This window comes from Rhizobium sp. SVR5-2C (assembly GCF_056755115.1).
Genome location: NZ_JBNDHT010000011.1, coordinates 15,984 through 37,859, shown reverse-complemented (window position 1 = coordinate 37,859; position 21,876 = coordinate 15,984). Strand labels below are relative to the sequence as shown.

General features: G+C 59.6%; 17 protein-coding genes and 1 pseudogene. 9 read left to right on the top strand and 9 right to left on the bottom strand.

Annotated features, from left to right (window positions below; translation table 11 throughout):
- Positions 1-88: 88 nt before the first annotated feature.
- The gene (locus ACPYOI_RS05260; RefSeq protein WP_481419175.1) at positions 89-748 is read left to right on the top strand and encodes a peroxiredoxin; all 660 of its coding nucleotides are present in this window, start codon (positions 89-91) and stop codon (positions 746-748) included.
- Between the two features lie 20 nt (positions 749-768).
- Here ACPYOI_RS05260 and ACPYOI_RS05255 read toward each other — a convergent pair whose 3' ends face one another.
- On the bottom strand, positions 769-1,440 hold the full coding sequence (locus ACPYOI_RS05255) for an alpha/beta hydrolase family protein (RefSeq protein ID WP_481422645.1): 672 nt from the start codon (positions 1,438-1,440) through the stop codon (positions 769-771).
- A 234-nt stretch (positions 1,441-1,674) separates the two neighbouring features.
- Between ACPYOI_RS05255 and ACPYOI_RS05250 the strand changes: the two genes are divergently transcribed.
- From ACPYOI_RS05250 to ACPYOI_RS05240, 3 genes are all read left to right on the top strand, one after another.
- Positions 1,675-2,757 carry a substrate-binding domain-containing protein gene (locus tag ACPYOI_RS05250; RefSeq protein ID WP_481419177.1) on the top strand — a complete coding sequence of 361 codons (1,083 nt, stop codon included), beginning with the start codon at positions 1,675-1,677 and terminating at the stop codon, positions 2,755-2,757.
- A 78-nt stretch (positions 2,758-2,835) separates the two neighbouring features.
- The gene (locus ACPYOI_RS05245) at positions 2,836-5,091 is read left to right on the top strand and encodes an ABC transporter permease (protein WP_481419178.1); all 2,256 of its coding nucleotides are present in this window, start codon (positions 2,836-2,838) and stop codon (positions 5,089-5,091) included.
- Complete coding sequence (locus tag ACPYOI_RS05240) at positions 5,084-5,881, top strand: ATP-binding cassette domain-containing protein (RefSeq protein WP_481422644.1); 798 nt, start codon at positions 5,084-5,086, stop codon at positions 5,879-5,881. Before ACPYOI_RS05245 ends, ACPYOI_RS05240 begins: the two co-directional genes overlap by 8 nt.
- 8 nt (positions 5,882-5,889) lie before the next feature.
- On the opposite strand, the pseudogene ACPYOI_RS05235 reads toward ACPYOI_RS05240, so the two are convergent.
- The 3 genes and pseudogenes from ACPYOI_RS05235 to ACPYOI_RS05225 form a co-directional block, all read right to left on the bottom strand.
- Positions 5,890-6,147, bottom strand: a pseudogene (locus ACPYOI_RS05235) (DDE-type integrase/transposase/recombinase); the annotation flags it as partial.
- Between the two features lie 8 nt (positions 6,148-6,155).
- The gene (locus ACPYOI_RS05230) at positions 6,156-7,658 is read right to left on the bottom strand and encodes a tripartite tricarboxylate transporter permease (protein WP_481420171.1); all 1,503 of its coding nucleotides are present in this window, start codon (positions 7,656-7,658) and stop codon (positions 6,156-6,158) included.
- Positions 7,659-7,804: 146 nt separating this feature from the next.
- Positions 7,805-8,407: a tripartite tricarboxylate transporter TctB family protein gene (locus ACPYOI_RS05225; protein WP_481420170.1), complete on the bottom strand. Its 603-nt coding sequence runs from the start codon at positions 8,405-8,407 to the stop codon at positions 7,805-7,807.
- 19 nt (positions 8,408-8,426) lie between these two features.
- On the opposite strand from ACPYOI_RS05225, the gene ACPYOI_RS05220 reads away from it, so the two are divergent.
- A complete protein-coding gene (locus ACPYOI_RS05220) occupies positions 8,427-9,368 on the top strand; it encodes a LysR family transcriptional regulator (protein WP_481422643.1) in 942 nt (313 codons plus the stop codon).
- A 54-nt stretch (positions 9,369-9,422) separates the two neighbouring features.
- Here the strand turns inward: ACPYOI_RS05220 and ACPYOI_RS05215 are convergent, their stop codons facing one another.
- A complete protein-coding gene (locus ACPYOI_RS05215; RefSeq protein ID WP_481414619.1) occupies positions 9,423-10,397 on the bottom strand; it encodes a Bug family tripartite tricarboxylate transporter substrate binding protein in 975 nt (324 codons plus the stop codon).
- A gap of 542 nt (positions 10,398-10,939) precedes the next feature.
- On the opposite strand from ACPYOI_RS05215, the gene ACPYOI_RS05210 reads away from it, so the two are divergent.
- From ACPYOI_RS05210 to ACPYOI_RS05195, 4 genes are all read left to right on the top strand, one after another.
- Positions 10,940-12,709, top strand: coding sequence for an ABC transporter permease (locus ACPYOI_RS05210; RefSeq protein WP_481414618.1), 1,770 nt, complete (start codon positions 10,940-10,942; stop codon positions 12,707-12,709).
- A 49-nt stretch (positions 12,710-12,758) separates the two neighbouring features.
- The gene (locus ACPYOI_RS05205) at positions 12,759-13,913 is read left to right on the top strand and encodes an ABC transporter ATP-binding protein (protein WP_481414617.1); all 1,155 of its coding nucleotides are present in this window, start codon (positions 12,759-12,761) and stop codon (positions 13,911-13,913) included.
- Between the two features lie 204 nt (positions 13,914-14,117).
- Complete coding sequence (locus tag ACPYOI_RS05200) at positions 14,118-15,188, top strand: ABC transporter substrate-binding protein (protein WP_481414616.1); 1,071 nt, start codon at positions 14,118-14,120, stop codon at positions 15,186-15,188.
- A gap of 85 nt (positions 15,189-15,273) precedes the next feature.
- Positions 15,274-16,023, top strand: coding sequence for an aspartate racemase/maleate isomerase family protein (locus tag ACPYOI_RS05195; RefSeq protein ID WP_168829791.1), 750 nt, complete (start codon positions 15,274-15,276; stop codon positions 16,021-16,023).
- 284 nt (positions 16,024-16,307) lie between these two features.
- On the opposite strand, the gene ACPYOI_RS05190 is transcribed toward ACPYOI_RS05195, so the two are convergent.
- The 4 genes from ACPYOI_RS05190 to ACPYOI_RS05175 all read right to left on the bottom strand — a co-directional run bounded on the left by ACPYOI_RS05190 (position 16,308) and on the right by ACPYOI_RS05175 (position 21,422).
- Positions 16,308-17,222, bottom strand: coding sequence for a LysR family transcriptional regulator (locus ACPYOI_RS05190; protein ID WP_168829792.1), 915 nt, complete (start codon positions 17,220-17,222; stop codon positions 16,308-16,310).
- 83 nt (positions 17,223-17,305) lie between these two features.
- Positions 17,306-18,430: an ABC transporter ATP-binding protein gene (locus tag ACPYOI_RS05185; RefSeq protein ID WP_481414615.1), complete on the bottom strand. Its 1,125-nt coding sequence runs from the start codon at positions 18,428-18,430 to the stop codon at positions 17,306-17,308.
- A gap of 19 nt (positions 18,431-18,449) precedes the next feature.
- Positions 18,450-20,201: an ABC transporter permease gene (locus ACPYOI_RS05180; protein ID WP_481414614.1), complete on the bottom strand. Its 1,752-nt coding sequence runs from the start codon at positions 20,199-20,201 to the stop codon at positions 18,450-18,452.
- Between the two features lie 141 nt (positions 20,202-20,342).
- A complete protein-coding gene (locus ACPYOI_RS05175) occupies positions 20,343-21,422 on the bottom strand; it encodes an ABC transporter substrate-binding protein (RefSeq protein WP_481414613.1) in 1,080 nt (359 codons plus the stop codon).
- Between the last annotated feature and the right edge of the window lie 454 nt (positions 21,423-21,876).

Genomic DNA, 21,876 nt, shown 5'->3' with positions numbered 1-21,876 from the left:
GCTTCCGGCTTGCTGATGGCCGCGAGGAGCGTGTATTGCTACCGGCGATGGAATTCATACCGTAACCCAAGGATAGAGGAACGACCCTATGAGCCTTCGCATCAACGATATTGCCCCGGATTTTACCGCCGAAACCACTCACGGGCCGATCCGTTTTCATGACTGGATCGGCGACGGCTGGGCCGTGCTTTTCTCCCATCCGAAGAACTTCACGCCGGTGTGCACGACGGAACTCGGCGCGATGGCGGGCCTTGAAGGCGAATTCCGCAAGCGCGGCGTCAAGATCATCGGCATATCGGTCGATCCGGTCGAAAGCCACAGCAAGTGGAAGGGCGACATCAAGACGGCAACCGGCTTCGACGTCGAATATCCGCTGATCGGCGACAAGGATCTCAATGTGGCGAAGCTCTACGATATGTTGCCGGCAGGCGCGGGCGAGAGCTCCGAAGGCCGCACGCCGGCTGACAATGCCACCGTGCGCTCCGTCTTCGTGGTTGGCCCTGACAAGAAGATCAAGCTCATCCTCACCTACCCGATGACGACGGGCCGCAACTTTGGTGAAATCCTGCGCGCCATCGATTCCATTCAGCTGACGGCCAAGCATCAGGTGGCGACGCCGGCAAACTGGCAGCAAGGCGAGGACGTCATCATCACGGCGGCGGTTTCGAACGAGGACGCGATTACCCGCTTTGGCTCCTTCGACACCGTCCTTCCCTATCTGAGGAAGACGAAGCAACCTGCCAACTGACGGCAGTAAAGGGCGCGAGTCTATGGCGGCGTCACCGGGCCTGGAGACGATCTGGATGCCTTCGCGGACGCCCAGTCTCTGACGGCTTGCGCCATGCTCGCCTGATGATCTGCAAACGAGAACCCCGAGCTCTTTTTTCGGGGTCTCAGGTCGTGGTCGCCGTCTTCAAGCCAGAGCAGGTCTATCTTGCTGGACAGGGAGTAGCCCGGCACTTCTTCTCTTGTGCCGAACTCATCCCGCGTTCCTTGCACTATCAGGGTCGGCGTCTCTAGTGTCTCCAGATGCTTCGTGCGGAGCTGGCCAGGTTTGTCCGGCGGGTGGAACGGATAGCCGAGGCAGACGAGCCCTACGATCTTGCCCTCGCGAAAGAGTTTGTCGGCAACCATGCTGGCAACACGGCCGCCCATTGATTTGCCGCCGATGATAAGTGGGCCGCGCGCGGCGAGTTGCTCGACGGCGGCAAGATATTCCGGAATGAGCCTGTCGGCGCGGGGAGGCGGTTTCCGGCCATCGGATGTTCGCCGTGCCGCCATATAGTCGAACTCGAATCTGGCGACGCGAAAGCCGACGGTTGCGAGAGCCTCGGCCGCGGCTGTCATCGACGTCGAATCCATCGCTGCGCCGGCACCGTGTGCGAGCAGCATCGTCACCTCGGCGTCGTCAGGACCAGTTGTTAGAAATCCATTTTGCATGGGTGATTCATAGACGGCCGGCCGGACTTTGTCAGTAATTTGGCGGCTATCCGGGCTGCGAATGGGTTTCTCTCCAATACTGTATGATAATTCGCCACTACGACCAATTCGGCACTTACGTCCAACGGATTTTCACGGCATATTAGAAAATTAGAAAATAGGGCATGAGGGAGCATTCGAACAATTCGGTAAGTACGCTCGGATGTCTTCCGTATTGGTTAGGGAGGACCAATCATGAGGCGAATTTTGGTGTTCGTGGCATCCGCCGCGGCGTTATTGCTTGGGGTGTCTCACGCATTCGCGCAATCGGGCAGCGTCGAGAAAGCAGTGGGCGGCTACAACTTCACTGAAGCCGCCAAGGAGGCTCCCGGCACGAAGGATTTCCATTCGGCCGACGGTCATTTGACCTTTGCGATCGTGACGCATACGGCAGGCAACGGCTTCTTTGACCCTGTCTATGTCGGCGCGACCGTTGCCGGCAACATGATCGGCGCCAAGATACTGCTGCTTGGCTCGGAGTCGCCGGTGGACGATCCTGCGCGTGAAATCGAAATCCTGAACCAGATTGTTCAGGACCCGACGATCGACGGCATTATCATGACGACGCCGCAGGTCGGCGCCTACAACGATATCGTCAAGGCCGCAGAGGCCAAGGGCATTCCGGTCGCAACGACCAACTCGTTCGACGCGACCCTCCTGAACCGCAGCGCCATCAGCCATACCGGCCAGGACGCATCGGCCGCGGCAATCGGCGGCGAAGCGCTCGCCAAATGCGTGCTCGACAGCGGCAAGACCAGCGGCTCGATCGTGCTGCCGTCCTCAACAGCGATGGGCAACATCGAGGTGAATAACCGCGTGACTTCCGCTTTCAATGCGATCGTCAAGACGCTGAAGGATGCGGGCAAGCTCGACGCCTTCAAGGTTGACGCCGGCCCGGAGAATGTCGGCATCGATACGAATCCGAACGACCCAGTGAATGGGCTTGTTACGCTCTTCGAGTCGCGCGGTGATGTGGTTGGCGTCTTCACCGCCAACAACGTCTTTACGCCGCCGCTCGTCAAAGCGGTCGCACAGGCCGGAATGACTGGCAAGATCTGCGCCTTCGGCTTCGATCTCGGCCCGGCTCAGCAAGAAGGCATCGCCGCCGGGAACCTGACCGGTTCGCTCGGACAGCAGCCTTTCCTGCAGGGCTTCTGGCCGGTCATGCAGCTTTATCTGCAGATCGATCGCGGCATCTCCGCCGCCAATCTCGATACGCGCGCTCAGCTCGTAACGAAGGAGACGGTCGCAAACGTCGGCAAGCGCTTCGAGAACTGATTGCGCTTGAAACTCTGAATAAGGGCAGGAGGACGCAGACCTCCTGCCCTCCGATACAGGGATCGACCGGAGAAACTTATGCCGCTCACCACGACGACTTCGCTCGGCCGTGCGCCGCCTCAGCTTTTTGGCGGCTGGGAGGGCGGTCTTCTCGTCTTTCTCGCTCTGCTCTATCTCGTCGGAGCTCTCGTCAATCCAGCCTTCTTCGGGTCAACGGAGGCGCTGCACGCGCTGCTCCGGGACACGTCGCGCGTGGGGATCATCGCCGTTGGAATGACCTTCGTCATCGCCAACAAAGATCTCGATCTTTCAGTCGGTTCCACCTACGGCCTGGTCGCCGTGGTTTTCGCTCGGCTTTTTGCTTCGAGTTTTCTGGACTTCGACATCGTGACCTCGGTCGTCCTGTGCTTGCTTTTGGGCGCGGCGATCGGCCTGATCAACGGCGTCCTGGTGACCGTCCTGAAAGTGCCGGCATTCATCGCGACGCTGACGATGCTTTTCATCGGTCGCGGTTTCGTGCTCGCGCTGACGCACGGGCAGGCGATCTACTACTCCGAAAAGGCGAAGGAGGCGCCGCTCTTCTTCCACTTGGGCGAAACGAATGCGCTCGGTTTCAACAACCAGATCGTAATCTTCTTGCTTGTCGCAGTTGTCGGTGCCTACGTGCTTGCCAAGACCCGCTGGGGGTACGAGACCTTCGCGACCGGCGGCAACGAGCAGGCAGCCATCTATGCAGGCATCCCCACCGGCTGGGTGCGCACCCGCGCCTACCTGATCTCGTCGCTTTGTGCGACACTGGCAGCGCTTCTGTCGGCGGCGCAGGACAAGGGGGTGACCCCACTCTACGGCGTCAGCTGGGAACTCACCGTAATCGCCTCCGTCGTCATCGGCGGCGCGTCGATCCTTGGCGGGCGCGGCCGTGTGATCGGTTCCTGTCTTGGAGCTGCGGTCGTCGTCCTGATCGACAAGGTGCTCCGTGAAGGTTGGCCAATCACCCGCGTCATTGTCATCGACGGGGAGAATGTCACAGTCAATGCCAGGTACACACTGCCGGCAGGCGCAGTGCTGATCTTTCTCGGCCTGCTTCTGGTTATCGCCGTCCTCATCGAGCCCCACGTCATTCGGCGCCAGTTCGCGGGCCGGTTCTGGGCTTGGCTCCGGGGCCGGCCGCCGCCGCCGGCCTATGAGATGGGCGGCGTGGCGCTCGAAGGCGTTCAGACCAAGGGAGCGATGGCGACCGACGCGGCGCTGTCGGCCACCGGCCTTGGCAAATTCCTTGCGCGCCGAGACGCACTCGCCATTATCTTGACCATGGTGCTGTGGCTGACAGGCCTTGCACTAAGGCCGGACTACTGGTGGAACCTCTCCAACACCTTCGCAATCCTGCTGAATTATACCGAACTGGCCCTGATTGCGGTCGGGCTCACCTATGTGATCGCGGCCGGGGACATCGATCTTTCTGTCGGTTCCGTGCTCGCGCTGGCCGGAAGCACCGCCGCCTATTTCCTGAAGGTGCTCGGCGCCGACCCGCTCACAGCGATCGCGATGGGCCTGCTCGCGGGAATGATTGCCGGGCTGGTCAATGCTGTCGTTACAGTTGGTTTCAAGCTGCCGGCCTTCATCGCAACTCTCGGCATGTTCTACATCGCCCGAGGCCTTGCCGCCTGGTTCGTGGCCGGTCAGCAACTGACCGGCTGGCCGGAGGGTTATAACCTCCTCGGCCGGAAGTTGAACGACGTACTCGTCCATTTTGGCTTTTCGCTGCCCCCCGGAATCCTGCGTAGCGTGGCCGAGGTCGTCAGCGTCCAGACGATCTGGATGTTTCTTGTCGCCCTGCTTGCGGGCATCGTGCTCGCCTTTACGCCGTTCGGGATGAAAGTCTGTGCCACGGGGGGCAACATTCGTGCTGCTGCCTATGCCGGCATCAATACCAACCGGGTGCGCTTCATTGCGCTGATGCTCGCGGCGCTCTGCGCAAGCATGGCCGGGATCATCAACGTGGCTTATTTCCGCAGTTTCAATCCGGTCGCCGGCCAGTTCCGCGAGCTTGACGCCATTGCCTCCGTCATCATTGGCGGCGGTTCGATCTTCGGCGGTTACGGCACGATGATCGGCTCCCTTGCAGGGGCAGCCGTCATCACCCTCATCCGCGCGCTGCTGCAGCTCAACGTCCAGGGATTCACCATGCCGCAGCATTGGATCAACGTCTTCATCGGCGTTATCCTGATCGTCGCGGTGCTGATCGACATCTGGGTGCGCGAAGCCAAGATTTTCGCACGTCTCAGCGCCAGGCTGCCCGGACGCGCTCGAATACGGGAGAGTTCCTATGGCTGATGCGACGCCATCCCAGCCGATCGTCGAAATGCGAGGGATCGAGAAATCCTTCGGGGCGGTGCAGGCGCTCCGCAAGGTCGATCTCGTGCTCTATCCCGGCGAGATTCTCGGTCTGGTCGGCGACAACTCGGCCGGCAAATCGACGCTGATGAAGATATTGACCGGCGCCTATCAGCGCGACGCCGGGGAGATCCTGGTGGCCGGAACGCCCGTGCATTTCAAGAGCCCGCACGAAAGCCGCGACGCCGGCATCGAGATGATCTACCAGGATTTCGCACTGTGCGGGAACATGGATGTCGGCCAGAACATCTTTCTCGGCCGCTGGCCGCTCAAAGGTCCCTTCGTCAACCGGAAGAAGATGTATGCGGAAGCCGATCATGTGCTGAAACGGCTCAAGGTCGATGTGAATTCCGTCTATCAGAAAGTCGAAAGCCTGTCGGGCGGCCGTCAGCAATCGGTCGCGATTGCGCGTGCGATTTCTTTTGACCCGCGCGTGGTTATCCTCGACGAACCGACAGCCAACCTTTCCGTGATGGCGACCGAACGCCTGCTTGAAACCATGCTGGAGCTGAAGAAGCAGGGCGTTGCCCAGATCATCATCTCGCACCGCCTAGTCGACATTTTCGCGGTGGGTGACCGCGTCATGGTGCTGAAGCGCGGCGAATATGTCGGCGACCGCTACGTCAAGAACACCGACGAGCACGAGGTTCTCGAGATCATCGTCTCGGGCACGCGGGAACAGGCCCTGACAGCCGATGACGCGCGGCGGGTCACAGGTCAAAGCTTTTAGTATTTTCGCAGCAGACGCTTGGCAGCCTTGGGGTTGCGCCGGCTCGGGACGATCTCGTCGAGAACGTAGCCATCTTGATCGACAGCCGCCACAGCCAGTGTTTCCGGCCGTCAATCCCCGCGACCACTTCATCCAGATGCCAGACATCGCGGGGGGCTCGGTGATTTCCGCCGCAAACGGCCAGCATATTCCGGGCCGAACGTCTTCGCCCGGCACCGGATCGTCTCATAAGAAACGATGATGCCGGGTTCAGGCAGCATCTCCTCGTCGAGGATCACTCGCTTTCTATGCTTGCTTCGAAGCGATTGCGGACGCTCGACATCGTCATCACGAGCACCAGGAGCACAGCGATTCCAAGGAATACCAACGCGATGGGGCGTGAGAGGAAGAAGCTGGGGTCTCCCCTCGCGATCAGCATCGAGCGCCGGAAATTCTCCTCCACGATAGGCCCCAGAACCATACCGAGCATCATCGGGGTAGGGTTGCAGTCGAGTTTTCGGAAAACATAGCCAACCAACCCGAAAAACGCGGCGAATACGACGTCCAGAACCGACGATTGGGTCGAGTAAACACCGATGCAGCAAAAGAACAGGATTGCCAGGTAGATAAACTTGTAAGGCACGTTCAGCAATTTCGCCCACATGCCAACAAGCGGCAGATTCAGTACGACCAGGATCAGATTTCCGATCCACATCGAGACAATCAGCCCCCAAAACAGAGCGGGATTGCTTGTCATAACCTGCGGGCCAGGCTGAATATTGTGCATCATCATGGCGCCCAACATGAGAGCCATTGTCGCGTTACCCGGTATGCCGAGCGTCAAAGTCGGCGCGAAGGCAGTCTGTGCTGCAGCATTGTTTGCGGCCTCTGGCGCGGCGACGCCTCCGATTGCACCGCGTCCGAACATCTTCCGATTGCGGGAGACGCGCCTCTCGATGGAATAGGCCATATAGGAAGCGATGGCGACGCCCGTACCGGGCAGCATGCCAAACAGCGAACCAATAAGACTGCCGCGTGCGGCGGGCGCTATCATCTCCCTCACGTCTTTCAGCGTCGGCGTGAGGGTCTCGATCTTCTCGGTCTTGACCTCTTCCGATGTCTTTTGCTCAAGCGTCAGCATAATTTCCGAGAAAGCGAAAACGCCGACCGCCAAAATGATAATATCGATCCCGTCCCACAATTCGGTGAGCCCGAAGGTGTAGCGTACGACGCCGGTGCTGGTATCTGTTCCGACAAGGCCGACGAGGATGCCCATGATTGTCATGCCAATCGTCTTTGCCATCGAGCCGCTATTGAGCGCTACTGCACCGAGCAGGCCAAGTACCATCAAGGCAAAATATTCGGGGGGACCTAGTTCAAACACAAGTGCAGTCAGTGGCCCGGAAAACAGAGCGAGAGCAAGCGTGCCGACCGTTCCTGCAAAAAAGGAACTCAGAGCAGCCGTAGCCAACGCCACGCCAGCGCGGCCTTGGCGAGCCATCTGATAGCCATCGATCGTCGTGACGACCGACGATGTTTCGCCTGGTAAATTGACCAGAATTGCTGTCGTGGAGCCGCCATATTGCGTGCCGTAGTAGATCCCGGCCAGCATGATCAACGCCGTAACCGGGTCCAAGCCGAAGGTGAAGGGCAGCAACATGGAGATCGTCGCCAGCGGCCCGAGCCCGGGAAGAACCCCCACCGCGGTTCCCAGAATGCACCCGACTAAACAGTAGAAGAGATTCTGAAAAGTCACCGCAGTGGTGATGCCGAGGGCAATATGATTAAAGAAGTCCATCAATTTCTCCCGACTGTTTAGCGTGTTTCGATCTAAACAGGACCAATGTCAGCCTGGCGGACTTTCGATTCCGACATTTGCCAGCCCTGGCAAATGCTGCGATCGAAAGACAGCGAGTCTTTTCCGGATTTGCGCTGTAAAATGCCTTAATAGCCAAGAATGAAGGGGGCCGTGGGCAGGTAAACGCTCAACGCCCACCTGAATAGGACAACGCTGGTAACGCCGAAGATGACGGCACAGACGATGCTTGCTCGCCAAGTCGATTCGCGGCAGGCCAGGGCGCCGATCAAAGTCATCACCGCAACCGCAACGATGACGCCGAGCTTGGTGATCAGCAAGGCAAAGGCCAGTACCGATGTCAGCACGAAAAACGGACCGCGCAACTCAAAAAGGCTCAAGCTGGCCCGAACTTCAGGATTCTTGCGCAGGTCGCCGACAAGGATGATTGCTCCAAGCCCAACAAGGATCAAACCGAGAATAAACGGAAAAAACCCAGGCCCTGGGCGCGTTCCCGAGCCCAAGCGGTAAAAAGTCGCGCCAATCGCTGCCGCTGCACCGATGGCAATGTAAAGGAATCCCGCGACGGTATCGCGGCTTATTAGATGTCTTGAAAATAGTCGCATATCAATCCCAACCTGATCGAACTCGCGAACGCCAGTTCGATTCCTCCAGCCGCTTATGCATGAGCATATCCGGCGTGGACCGGTTATAGGCATATCAACAACGAGACAATTGAATTTTGAGATCATTTATCTATAACAGAAGATTATGAGTGTTACATTAAAACTTGCTCGCGCGTTCGTCGCCGTCGCATCCAGCGGAAGCTTTACCCGGGCGGCGGAATCCCTGAATATCACCCAGCCGGCTCTGACCGTGCAGATCAGGCAACTTGAGCAGTTGTTGGGATTACAACTCTTTAGTCGAAACACCCGATACGTGGCGCTCACAGCTTCCGGCCGGATTCTTGCGGGACAGTTTCGCAAGTTATTGAACGATTGGGATGCGCTGGTGAACCAGGCTCAGAAAATGGGTGTGACGCCAAACGAGACTCTCCGGATAGGATGTCTTCCTTCTCTCTCAGGAAGCGTTCTGCCGGAACTGGTATCGGAATTTATGGAGCAGCATCCGGAGGTTGAGGTCATCGTTCGCGACCTTTTTTGGGAGCGGGTTCTGGCAATGGTGCGTTCAGGGGAGGTGGACGTCGCCATCGGAATCGATCGTGGTGTGCTTTCTGATCTGGATGTTACGCCGCTGGCAACAGAGCCCATGTTCGTCGTTTATCCTGAGGGGCACGACATTGGCCGTTTGCCAGAGGTGACAATTCAGAAGGTGGTGGAATACCCGTTGGTGCTCGTTAGCACCCACAGCAGCGTGCGACGATCCATCGAGGCATCACTTGCTAGCAGCACGCCCTTTGTGTTTCCAGTGAAGGAGGTCATGAACTCCGCGAGCGCGGTGGGCTTGGTCCGGGCGGGGTTTGGTCTGACGGTCTTGCCTTCGGCCGCCATGGAACTGCGTGCGAAGACAGGGCTTCATTGTCGCAAGATCAGCGATTGCTTCCGCCATATCGTGCTTTTAAGACGGCGCGGGATTCTCCCTTCGCATGCCAGTGCTGCCTTTGCTGCAATGGTGACTGCTCGATTTGAAGGGATCCTCGTCCCGTTGAGTGATGAACTCGTCACGCGAGAGTCTTTGCTCAAGGAGGCCTGATAAACGACGGCCGAATTGGCCGCCGTTCCTTAGAATCGATGAGATCAAATATGATCATTCGATCTTGATGCCCGCGTCCTTGATGACCTTTCCGTAGCGGTCAACTTCCGAATTGATAAATTCTGCAGCTGCGGCTGAAGTCCCGCCGCGTTTTGTCATGCCGTTTGTTTTAAGGAAATTGGAGAGTTCCGGTGATGCCAGGGCCTTTTCGGTTGCGTCGTGCAATTTCGCAACGACGGCATCCGGGGTGTTGGCCGTGGTCAGCAAAGCATACCAGGTGCCATAAGCAAAACCGGGAAGTCCCGCTTCCGAAACAGTCGGCACGTCGGGAAAGGAGTTTGCGCGCTCCTGCGAGGTGATTGCCAGCGGCCGTATCTTGCCTGCTTCAATGAGCGGTCCGGCCGTCGTTGGCGTGATCAGGCTGAGATCGACAGTGCCTGAGGCCACGGCGACCGAAGCCTCCGCATTACCCTTGAACGGGATGTGCGCCATATCGATTCCTGCTTGAAGCCCAAGCGCCGCAGTAACGATATGAGCATGGCTGCCGACACCGGCCGTACCATAATTCACAGTGCCCGGCGAAGCTTTTGCGACATCAATGAAATCCCTGAGTGACTTGGCGGAAAAGCTATTCGTTACGGTGACGAGATAGGGGCTTTCCGAGAGCACATCGATGGGCGCGAATGCCTTCCTCAAGTCATAAGGGAGGTCGTCGCGGATGCTTGGCAGGATGGCTTCACTCGCCGACACAACGAGCAAGGTATAGCCATCGGGATTAGCCGTAGCTACCTTCTGACCGGCGATCGTCCCGCTGGCTCCGGGAAGATTTTCCACAACAACCGGCTGTCCAAGCGTTCTTTGCATGTTATCGGCAATTGCGCGCGCCAAAAGGTCGGTGCCGCCTCCGGCGGCCAGCCCGACATAAATCGTGATCGGCCGGTCCGGATAGGACTGGGCCGAAGCCGGATTCGCGCCGGTATACAGCAAGCCTGCGGCGGCAACGGCCGTCAAAAGTGTTTTCAATATCATTACTTACCCTCTGATAAGAATAGATGTGGCAATCGGCCAGCGCTGTCCGACGCCGCTCGGTACTATCGCAAGCGGGGTATAACAAGGTCAATAGTAAAGGAAAATTTATAATCTTTCTTTATAAATCGGTGCGGTCGGTCGTTATGAAATGACCTTCAGGGTGTTCTTAACGGACGAGGATTAGCCTCGTTTGATTTGTCACAGACTTTGCATCAATGATGGCGATGGCATTCATTCGGCTCCGCCCTGCGATAGACCTTGCCCGGAGTCGGATGTTGTTTCAGTTCGTCCAACCTAGCCATGTCTTTCACCTGGCAGGCTGCGAAAGGCCGTAGAGATCGGCAACGTCAGCCGGAACGGTTTGCTCGCACAACGATTTGTTCCCAGATGGAAAGATGGTCTTTCCGAAATAGCGCTTCGCCTGGCGCGCCTCCGTAGTTAAAAATCTTAGAATTACCCGAGCTTGGGTGGAGGACCCAAAACTCTGCAGCTCATACGAGCAAGAAAAAAGCACTGAAGATTTCAGGGAGGGAATCGAGCAAGTGACTGATGAGCGTATGAAGGTGCACGCTCTTGGCCGTATGGCCTTGACGCAAGCGCCGCAGGAGGAGGGCCGCGACTGGTTCGGCAATTTCAACTGGAGCAACATTGGGCTTTGGGTGCTCATCGCGGTCACGGCCAGCATAGTCCTACCGCCGTTTGTCTTCCTTCTGCAGACAAGTTTCCAAGTCCAGCGGCTGGGCGAGAGCAGCTACACTTTTGGAAATTACCTCAGAGTCCTCCAGCTCAGCGGCTGGCATCTGTGGCAGACGACGCTGATATTCTCCATTGGCTCGTCATGCCTATCAATAGTACTTGGCTTCAGCGCCGCCTGGCTTGTGGTGAGGACCAACGTGCCGTTCCGCCAAACAGTCTATGTCGGCGCCTTCCTATCGCTCGCCGCGCCTCTCATCGTCAAAGGCATCGGCTGGATAATGCTTCTCGGCCCCAACAACGGGCTGATCAATATCTGGCTGATGCACGCTTTTGGGCTCGAGTCGGCGCCGCTTCATCTCTATGGCATCGGCGGTATGATCTTCGTCGAAGGTCTCCTGTGGACGCCTGTTGCATTCCTTTTGGCGCTGCCGCCGCTCATGGCGATGGACCCCTCGCTTGAGGAGGCTTCGTCGGCCTGCGGCGCGCGCCGCTGGCAGATGCTCTGGTATGTGACCTTGCCGCTCGCCCGGCCAAGCATCATGGCGGTTTTCCTGCTGGCGCTGATCCGCTCGCTCGAATCCTTCGAGGTTCCGCTGCTGATCGGCACGCCGGGCCATGTCGAGACGATCACGACGGCGATCTACCATGCCATGCATTCCGGCTTCGTTCCGAGCTACGGAGAAGCAACGGCCTATTCCGTGCTGCTGATGGGCGTCGTTGCCCTGCCGCTCGTTTGGTATTACCGATCGACGCGCGAGAGCGCTCGTTATGCGACTGTGACCGGCAAGGGTTTTCGTCCCGCGCGCATTGAACTCGGCAGATGGAGATGGCTTTGCGCGGCCGTCGTGCTGATCATTCCGCTTTCGTTGGCCATGCCTGTGCTCGTGATGCTCTACGCCTCGTTCCTGCCGTTCTACGGCTCGCCGTCGCTCGACGCTTTCCAGACGATGTCATTCGACAACTATATCTCCATCTGGAGCCGGGCCAACATTCTGTCCGGCATATGGAACAGCGTCGTCATAGGTTCGATCAGCGCTACCGTGGTCGCCGGCTTCACTCTGCTCCTCGCCTGGATGGTGATCCGCAGCCGTCATCCGGCGAGGTGGTCGCTCGATGTGCTGGCGTCGCTGCCGCTTGTCTTTCCGGGTATCGTCGCCAGCATAGCCATCATGATCCTGGCCCTCTTCCTGACGCGCTGGATTCCGATCTACGGCACGATCTGGGTCCTGGTTCTCGCGTTCCTCCTCAAGTTCATGCCGTTCGGCATGCGCTTCTGTTATTCGGGCATACTGACGATCCACAAAGACCTGGAGGAGAGCGCGCGGGCGAGCGGTGCGCCTCCCTGGACCGTGCTCCGCAAGATCGTGCTGCCGCTGACGATGCCGGCTGTCCTGGCGACATGGATTTATGTGTTCATGCATGCCATCCGCGATCTCTCGACTGCCATCCTTCTCTCCGGTCCCGGAAATTCGATCGCTTCCATCGTGATCCTCGATCTCTGGAATAATGGCGAGATACCGGAACTGGCGGCGCTCAGCATTGTCATCTGCATCGGCGTCACGGTCATGGGCGTATTTTTCATGCGCCTGTCAGGAAAGAGAGGCCTGAAGGCCTGAAGCATCGTCTCCGCCGTCTCGCGGCCGCACAGAAACTGGAGAAAGTCACGTGCTGGAAGTCACAAATGTCAGCAAACAGTTCACCGGAGGCGACGGTGCGAAGTTCAACGCCGTCGACGGCGTGACCTTCAGCGTCGCGGAGGGGCAGCTGTTCACCTTGCTCGGCCCGTCGGGCTGCGGCAAGACGACCACGCTGCGCTGCATAGCGGGTCTGGAACACGCCCAGCGTGGCGAGATCCGGATCGGCGGCACGACGGTGTTCGCGCCGGCCCGGCGAATCAACGTGCCCGTGCATCGCCGCGACTTCGGCATGGTCTTTCAGTCCTATGCCATCTGGCCGCACATGAATGTCTTCGACAACGTAGCCTTTGCTCTGAAGGTGGCACAGCCGGTGCCGCCGCGGGCCGAGATCGTGCAGCGCGTCAACGATGCACTGGAACGCGTCCACCTCGGGCATCTCGCCTCCCGCGACGCCGTCAAGCTCTCGGGCGGCCAGCAGCAGCGCCTGGCGCTCGCCCGTGCATTGGTGCGCCGGCCGAAGCTGCTGTTGCTCGATGAGCCGCTGAGCAATCTCGACGCCAAGCTCCGCGAGGACATGCGCAGCGAGTTGAAACGGCTGCAGCAGGAGCTGAATATCACCAGCCTGTATGTCACCCACGACCAGTTCGAGGCGCTGGCGCTGTCGGATGTCATCGCGGTGATGAACGACGGAAAGGTGCAGCAGATCGGTTCGCCGAAGGAGATCTACGAAAGGCCGGCCAACCGCTTTGTCGCGAAGTTCATCGGTTCGACCAACTTCATTCCCGGTAAGGTGCTCGATCGCATCCCGGCAACGGCGGACGCGCCGGCTAGCCGCCGGGTCGAGACGCCCATCGGCATCCTGTCATGCATGGCCGGCACGCTCGCGGAGCGCGGAGCGCCGGTTTTGGTCGCCATGCGGCCGGAGCACGTATCCGTTTCCCATGCGGGGTCGGTGGAGGCTGAAAACACCGTTGTCGCTCGGGTAGAGGGGCTCACCTATCTCGGCGAATGTACGGAGATCGAGACGCGTATCGGCGGACATGCGTTCAAAGTAAGAGCCCATCCGGACTTCGTGTCGAAGGTGGGCGATACCATCCGGCTGCAACTTCCGGCCCATCGCTGCGTCCTTCTGCCGGAGGATGCAGCGTCAAGCGCGAAGCGTGTCGAGGCGGTCAGCGCCTGAGGTGCCCGACCGCTCGGAAATCTGAGCGAAAAGCCTTGGCGCTTCGGAGGAGCGCGCCGGGAAAGGTCGTGCGCTGATTATGGCCGTCAGGCCGAATTTTTAGCCGGGCCTGGTCCCGGGGCCGGCGGCGGGGAGGCCGATGCCGGAGCAACTGATGACTGCGGCTTTCGCGCAGGCGAAAGCGGCCAACCCATGGAGGAATCGATGTTCACATTCGCTTACCGACGCGCCTTGGTCGCGTTAGGCACCGGTATCCTGATTGCAGCGTCTGTCTTGCTCGCCCCGGCCTGGGCGCAGGATGCGGATAAGGTGAAGGAGGTGGCCAACTACCATGGCGAAGACCGCCAGGCGATGCTCGAAGCCGGCGCGAAGGCCGAGGGCAAGTTGGTGATCTATACGACTGGCACGCAGATCGATCCGCTCGTTGCCAAGTTCCATGAAAAATACCCTTTCATTGCCGTCGAGCAGCTGCGCGCCAGCGCGTCTGATATCGCCCGCCGGGTCTTCGAGGAATACCGTGCTGGCTATTTCGCCGTCGATGGCTTCGAACTGTCGGCTTACGGCCTGATTGTGCCGCGCGACAACGGGGCACTGCTGCCATTCTACTCGCCCGAGGCAGCGAACTTTCCCGACAACGCCAAGGAGACGAACGGGAACTGGATCGTCGTGCGCGAATCCTATCCGGTCCTCGGCTACAACACCAAGCTCGTTGCCGAAGCGGACGTTCCGAAGACGTTCGACGACCTGCTCGATCCCAAGTGGAAGGGCAAGATGGCGGTCTCCGGATCGCTCTCAACCACCGGAAACTGGATTGGCTCCCTTGTAATCTCCAAGGGACCTGATTTCGTGCGTCAGCTCAAAAAGCAGGATATCCGGGTCTATGAGGTGACGGGCCGCGCGCTGGCAAACCTGCTCGTCTCCGGCGAGGTCGCCATATCTCCGAATGTCTATGACTCTCACATTCTGGCGAGCCAGAAGGCGGGGGCGCCGGTCGCATGGCGCGCGCTCGGGCCGGTCACCGTCACGGATACAAGTGTCGCACTCGCTTCGCGGGCTCCTCATCCGCACGCGATGATGCTCTTTGCGGATTTCCTGATGTCCAAGGAGGGGCAGGAAATGTACAAGACGCTCGGCTATTCGTCGCCTCGCACCGACATGCAGACGGGAACATCTCCGAAGGAAAAGATCTATCTCTCCAACCGGCCGAACTACATACAGGAGTTCGAGGAGTGGTCCGCCCTCTTCAAGGAGGTTTTCCTGCGGTCCGGCCAGTGATGACTGGCGGCCGTCGCGACACGGCGGCCACGCCTGCGATGGGCGGGTTCATGCTATTGTTTTTGTGTCTCCAAGGAGCAGCTAAGTGTTCGAAGAATTCGTCCCGCGCAAGAAGATCGGGTATCTGGCGCCGTTACCTGTTATCGACAATCAGCCATATGAATTCTATCGCCTCGCACCACCCGGCGTCATGATGGTGATGACGCCGGTCGGTCTCGGCGAATTCTCCAAAGAGGATGTGGAGCGCGTGTACGAACCCGTCGACAGGCTGGTCGACAGCCTGACAGAGCGCGGCGTCGACATCATTGTCATGGCCGGCGTTCCGCTGCCGCTCCTGATCGGCATCGAGGGCCACGACCGGCTGATGGATCATATCTCTGCGCGCGCGGGCGTGCCTGCGGTCTCTCAGGTGGGCAACGTCACTGCAGCGATGCGGCACCTCGGTCTGCGTAACGTCGTCGTCGCCAACAAGTGGACGGACGAGATGAATGCGTCGCTCGGCGCTTTCATGGCTCGCGAAGGGGTTTCCATGGCCGGCGTTTCCAGCCAGTCCATGGCACCGAAGGATTTCGTGCGCATGCGTTCTCAAAACAGCATGGAATTGGCCTATGAACTCGGCCGGAGGGCCTTTGAGCAATTCCCCGAAGCCGACGGCCTCTACATCGGCGGGGGCGCCTGGATTTCGCAGCCGGTCGTGGAGAAGCTGGAGGAAGAGTTCGGCAAGCCGGCGATCTGCAATCAGACGGCCATGCAATGGAACGTCTTGAGCATACTAGACGTGAGGGAGCCGGTAGAGGGCCACGGCAAGCTCCTTGCGAGTGGCGCCTGCGTCTGAGTGCACTTTTGCGTGAGACTGCCAGCCGCTGATTTCTTGGTTTCCCGGATGCTGATTGATGGCCAACTGAGCGAAGCGAAAACGACGGCTGGCTGGCTTCGCTCAATCCGGCGGACGAGCAACTGATCGGCGGGCGCCGGCGGCGACCGTCGCTGCGCGGCTACCGGAACGGGCCGCGGAAATCCTTGAAATCGAGGTTAAGCACGCCGGTAACACGATCGGCAAGTTGCAGTGTTATGTCGAGGCTACGGAAGATTCGAATGCGGATGCATCCCCTCGGCTCGTTATCCCGACTGTCCGACTGATAGCCTCTCGACCAAGAAGTCGATGAGTACGCGTATTTTCGTCGGCAGCTTCTCGAAGTTCGGGAACAGGAGCTGTAGTTGCTGGTCCGTGATGATTCGGTCTTCGAACAGGCTCACCAGCGCGCCTTGGGCAATCAGATCGTCCGCGGCAAAGTTCAGCATCCGCGCGACGCCGAAGCCGTTCGTCGCCGCCTCCCGGATGACCAGCGGGCTGTTTGACCGCAAGGCGCCATTGACGCGCAGTAGCTTCTGCCCGTCGCCATCGGCAAAACTCCATTCATCTGACTGAGGCTGGTTGAGTAGCACTAGGCAATTGTGGTCGAGCAGATCCTCGGGCCGCTCCGGACGGCCCTTGCGCTCCAGATAGGCGGGTGACGCAACGATCCGGTACGGAACCGGCCGGAGCGATCGGCGGCGGATGTTGGGCGATCCCGGATTCCCCTCGCGCGTCAAGTCATTGGTGCGAAAGCCGATGTCGAAGTCGTGCTCGATCATGTCGAGGCCCGGCTTGCCGAAGACCATCTCGATCCGGATGTCCGGATGGCTATTCATGAATTCCAGGATCAGGGGCCAGACCAGGATCTGGCCGGCGCCGGGCGACGAATGGATTCTGATGTCGCCCTTCATCTCTATACTGAGGCAGTCGGCAGCAGCGCGACCCTGCTCGATCTCGCGCAAGCCGCGGACGCAGCCGTTGTAGAATTCCTGGCCAGCGTCGCTGATGGACAGTGTATGGGTCGTTCTGTGTATCAGCTTGACGTCGAGGTAACGCTCCAGCCGGGCAATGCTCTTGCTAACCGCAGATTCCGAGAGGTTGAGGGCCTTGCCGGCGGCGGAAAAACTACCAAGATTCACCACCTTGATGAAGAGCTGAAGGTCTCGAACGTATATCAAACCCGGCTGCTTTCTCTCTGTCCTCGGCCTCGGGCAGCATCGACAACGTCACAACGCCGCGGACTGTGACGGCGCCGGACCCCTCATGCCCGGGAGGCAGCCGAGGGCAGCGCGACCGTCGCGGTCTCCGGCAGACAGATCGTCACAGTGGAGCCGACGTCCACGCCAGCCACGGGTGCGCAGCGGACCGTGAGGCTGAGATCGTGTCCCATGACCACTTTATACTCCAGAAGTTCGCCGAGAAAAGTCTCGCCGAGCACCGTTCCTTCGAACCGGTTGGCGCCATCGATCTTTTTGGGTGACGAAGCGCTGAGCGTAATGCTTTCCGGGCGGACCACGATCGATACGCTGTCGTTAGCCGCGGCCGGATGGCGGAAGCGGCAGCGGAGTGGCCCGATCGGTATCATGACGCTGCCAATATCACACGACGCCGGCGCACTCTGCACGGTGGCACTCAGCATGTTGCTCTTGCCTATGAAGTTGGCGACGAACTCGCTGTTGGGTTCGTGGTAAATCTGCTTCGGAGTTCCGAGTTGGACGACGCGTCCTTCGTTCATCACCGCGATCCGATCAGAGAGGGCGAGGGCTTCGGCCTGGTCGTGCGTGACGTAGATCGAGGTGACGCCCCATTCCTTCTGGAGTCGCTTCAGTTCATCGCGCATCTGCTCGCGCAGCTGCGCATCGAGATTGGACAGCGGCTCATCGAGGAGCATTAGCTTTGGCTCGCGCACGAGCGCCCTGGCGAGCGCCAACCGCTGCTGCTGGCCGCCGCTGAGCTGAGTCGAAGGGCGGTCGATGTAACGGGCGAGGCCGACCACGTCCAAAACGTCGCTGACGCGCTTACGGATTTCGCTTTCGGCCATGCGTTTCCGTCGCGAGACGCGCAGCGGATAGGCGGCGTTCTCGAAGACGTTAAGGTGCGGCCAGATGGCATAGGACTGGAATACCATGCCGATGTCGCGGTCATACATCGGAGTGAAGACGCCGGCCTCGGCGTTGAAGAGGCTGCGATCCGCGAGCCGGATAACTCCACGGTCCGGCAACTCTAATCCCGCGATTGACCGCAGCGTTGTCGTCTTGCCGCAGCCGGAAGGGCCGAGGAGGGTGAAGAGCTCACCCTCGGCAACCTCGAAGTCGATGCCGAATATGCCGCCCGCCGTGCCATCGGAGGTAACATATCGCTTGTAAAGGTTTTCCAGCGCCAACATATCATCGCTCCAGGATCGATCAATGGACGGAGAGGCCGAAGCGCCTCGAGAGAATATAGAGGATGACGCTGACCACCGTCATGAACGCCATCCAAGTGAGGCCCATGGCGGCCAGCTCGTTAATCTGACCGTTGCTCCAGAGGTCGAACAGCGTCACGGCCACCAACTGCGAATGCGGCCCGGCGAGCAGCAGCGGCATCGAAACCGCGCGGACGGACAGCAGGAAGATGAGCAGCCAGGAGGTTACGATCGGCGGCAGCAGCAGCGGCACGACGATCCGCACGAAGGTGGTCCACGTGCGGGCGCCGGCGACACCGGATGCTTCTTCCAGTTCCCGGTTTATCTGCAGCGCACCGGTGTAGGCATAGCGCATGCCGTAGGGCAGGTAGTGGACGAACGAGGCGATGACGATCGACAGCACCGTGCCGTAGAGCCCGAAGGGTGTATTCAGGAAGATCTGGAGGAAGGCCACGCCGAGCACGATCGACGGAAAGATCAGCGGCAGGGTGGCGAGTTGATCGAGCAGCCACGCACCGCGGACGCGCCGGACGACGAGCCACGCGCACAAGGCGCCGGCGCCGGAGGAGAGCGTGGCCGCGCCGACGCCGACGATCAACGTGTTGAGGATCGAACTTCGAAACGAATAGGACTGCGCGACGAGGACATAGTTGTGGAGGGTTACCCGTGTCAGCGATGCAGTGTTGATGCCGTCGTAATAGGGCAGCAGCGACGCCCACAGCACCATGCCGACCGGCAAGACGATGACGAGCCCGATAAAACCGATAAGGATGGCGGCGGCGAGGTAGCGCCAGCGCCCGAGGTCGATCACCCGTGGCCGGAAGCCCTTCCCGGTGATCGTCTGGTAACGCTCGGCGTGGCGCGAGATGCGGCTGTACCAGCGCAGCAGGATCATCACCAACAAGAGCAGTATCACCGAGAAGGCGGCCGATTGCCCGTAGTCCGGCGGCGTGCGCGAATTGACAGCGTCGAAAATATCGGTGGTGATCACCGAGACGCCACCCGGCAGCCCGACCAGCGCCGGTACCTCGAAGGATTCGAACGAACGAATGAAAACGAGGAGCATCAAGGCGAGAATACCGGGGATGCAGAGCTTCAGCGTGATGCGCAGGAAGGTCTGGAGAACTCCGGCACCGCTCATCATGGAGGCCTCCTCAAGGCTCGCATCGGATGATCGCAGCACCGCCGACAGGAGCAGATATGCAAGCGGCGTCCAGATGAAGCCTTCGATCAGGATCATTCCGACCATCGAGTAGACGTCGAAAACCGGTTGATTGCTGCCGGTCAGCGCCATCAGGATCGCATTGAGCGGTCCCGCCCGTCCGAGCACGAGCAGCCAGGCGGCCGTGTAAAGAACGTGCGGTGTGCCGAGCGAGACGACCGACACGACGATCATATAGCGCCGCAGCGGCGTATCCGTTCGTTCCACGATCCAGGCGATTACAACCCCGATGACAATGGCGACGATCGCCGCACCGACGGAATAGATCGCGGTATTGAGAAGGTTGGCGAAGAAGCGCGGGTTGTCGAGTATCCCGGTGAAGTGCGCGAAAGTGAACTCGTCGAAATAGCCGAGGAAGGTGGTGGTATAGAGGCTGGAGATAATGAGATAGGCTACGGGGGGGAGCACGAGGACGGCAAGGACCACCAGCAGCACGATCACACTCGGTGGTGGCGGCGTCCAACGCCGGCTATGTCCGGGTAGGATCATCGCGGGAGCGATATTGCTCATGTCGGTATTCTGCATTGCCATGTTTCGGCGTCCCGATAATGCTGTCGGCACTCTGTGAAGGGTGCGGCTGAGAAGCGGACGCGGCGCTCGGCCACGTCCGGTAACGGTCATGCGATCAGGGGCTTCGTTCAGCGGGTGGCACGGCGCCGGCCCGGCCCTTGGTCAGCGCGAGGTCTTCTTGAATATTTCCATCGTGTCCGCCTGCATCTGCTGCGAATCCTCCGGCGTAACCAGCAGCATGTCGCGGCCGTTCAGGGCCGGTACGGTCGGCCGCTGCGCCTCTGGCGGTGCGACGTCGGGATGGGCCGGGATATAGTTTGCGTCAGCGAGGAAATGCTGACCCGCCTTGGAGAGCAGGAAGTCGATAAAGAGCATTGCGGCATGTGGATGCGGCGCCGTCTTCAGCAACTGGATATGGTCAGGGCGAGCAAGCGTTGGATTGGGCGAGACGAACCAGACCGGGGCGCCCTTTTCATGACTGATGATCACATGATGCAGAGCGGCCGACAGCAATATGTCGTGCTCGCCTGCGATCACCTGATCCAGAGCCGCCCGGACGCTTCCGGTCAGAGCGGCTACGTCCTGCTTGGCGAGCTTGTCGAAATAGGCCTCTGCCTTCTCCTTGCCCCAGAGTTTGATGAGATAGTTGATCACCAGCGGCCCGCCGGTCTCCTGGCTGTCGGTCCAGACCATGCGGCCTTTCCACTTCGGATCGAGCAGATCTTCCCAGGTCTTGGGAGCCTCCGCTTCCGAAATCCGGGAGGTGTTGTAGCCGATACCGGTGTAGGTGAAGCGGATAGAGGCCCAGAGATGGTCTTTCTGGATGAATTCAGCAGGGTATTCAGCGAGCACTGGCGAGTCGAACGACTGCAGCAGTCCGGCCTTGGCGAGCGCGGCCGAAGTGCTGGCCACGACGACGTCGGCTTCACTGACGCCGGCGCGCGCCTGTGCGAAGACCTGCTGGATGATCTGCTGGGAATCGTTGCGCGAGAATTGGAGGTCGATATACGGATATTTCGCCTCGAACGCCTCCTCCAGTGGTCGCGCCGCCTGGTCCACGATGAGCGAAGTGCTGAGAATGACGGAACCTTCCTTGCGAGCTCCCTCTTCGAGGATGCTCTGGCGGTCTGGCCCGGAAAGATGGGCGATCTTATCGATGTCTTCTGCGCGGACTGCGGTAACGGCAAGCGCCGCCACCAGAACGCCGAGCGTGAGCACGCTCGTTCTGCCTATCTTGATCATGAATAATCCTGCTCTGTAACTGTCGCAAATTTTTTGGTCGCCTTCAGGCGGCGACGCGATTCCTATTCATTGCGAGGCCGAGCCTCCTCCTTCTCAGGTGCCAGCCGAATACCGCTCTGGGCATTAGCCTCCTCCGTCTGGTTACGCCGTCGCAACGACGGCGTTGATGGAGGGAGAGCATGCGTGTGACCAAGTCTCCTCCCTCCGTCACAGTCGCATTTTTAGGCTTCGATCGACGCCATGAGGTAATGAAACGTCTCCATCCCAACATAGTAAAGCCGTATGTCGGGAAAGACCATTATTCCTGATCGTCATTACGGGTTCGAGCGGGAAGTAAAGGGTTTTGGCCGGCATCGTTCCTCATCGGCAATTCCATCATTCCGTTGGTGCGCTTCCACCGGAATTGATCCTTTGACAGAAGTGCCGCCGAGCAACTGCTGCGAGAGGAACGCTG

What these genes read in the sequence shown, in the direction of transcription:
- ACPYOI_RS05260 (WP_481419175.1), top strand. Translation starts at nt 89, where the DNA reads ATGAGCCTTCGCATCAACGATATTGCCCCGGATTTTACCGCCGAAACC.
- ACPYOI_RS05255 (WP_481422645.1), bottom strand. Translation starts at nt 1,440, where the DNA reads ATGCAAAATGGATTTCTAACAACTGGTCCTGACGACGCCGAGGTGACG.
- ACPYOI_RS05250 (WP_481419177.1), top strand. Translation starts at nt 1,675, where the DNA reads ATGAGGCGAATTTTGGTGTTCGTGGCATCCGCCGCGGCGTTATTGCTT.
- ACPYOI_RS05245 (WP_481419178.1), top strand. Translation starts at nt 2,836, where the DNA reads ATGCCGCTCACCACGACGACTTCGCTCGGCCGTGCGCCGCCTCAGCTT.
- ACPYOI_RS05240 (WP_481422644.1), top strand. Translation starts at nt 5,084, where the DNA reads ATGGCTGATGCGACGCCATCCCAGCCGATCGTCGAAATGCGAGGGATC.
- ACPYOI_RS05230 (WP_481420171.1), bottom strand. Translation starts at nt 7,658, where the DNA reads ATGGACTTCTTTAATCATATTGCCCTCGGCATCACCACTGCGGTGACT.
- ACPYOI_RS05225 (WP_481420170.1), bottom strand. Translation starts at nt 8,407, where the DNA reads ATGATCTCAAAATTCAATTGTCTCGTTGTTGATATGCCTATAACCGGT.
- ACPYOI_RS05220 (WP_481422643.1), top strand. Translation starts at nt 8,427, where the DNA reads ATGAGTGTTACATTAAAACTTGCTCGCGCGTTCGTCGCCGTCGCATCC.
- ACPYOI_RS05215 (WP_481414619.1), bottom strand. Translation starts at nt 10,397, where the DNA reads ATGATATTGAAAACACTTTTGACGGCCGTTGCCGCCGCAGGCTTGCTG.
- ACPYOI_RS05200 (WP_481414616.1), top strand. Translation starts at nt 14,118, where the DNA reads ATGTTCACATTCGCTTACCGACGCGCCTTGGTCGCGTTAGGCACCGGT.
- ACPYOI_RS05185 (WP_481414615.1), bottom strand. Translation starts at nt 18,430, where the DNA reads ATGTTGGCGCTGGAAAACCTTTACAAGCGATATGTTACCTCCGATGGC.
- ACPYOI_RS05180 (WP_481414614.1), bottom strand. Translation starts at nt 20,201, where the DNA reads ATGGCAATGCAGAATACCGACATGAGCAATATCGCTCCCGCGATGATC.
- ACPYOI_RS05175 (WP_481414613.1), bottom strand. Translation starts at nt 21,422, where the DNA reads ATGATCAAGATAGGCAGAACGAGCGTGCTCACGCTCGGCGTTCTGGTG.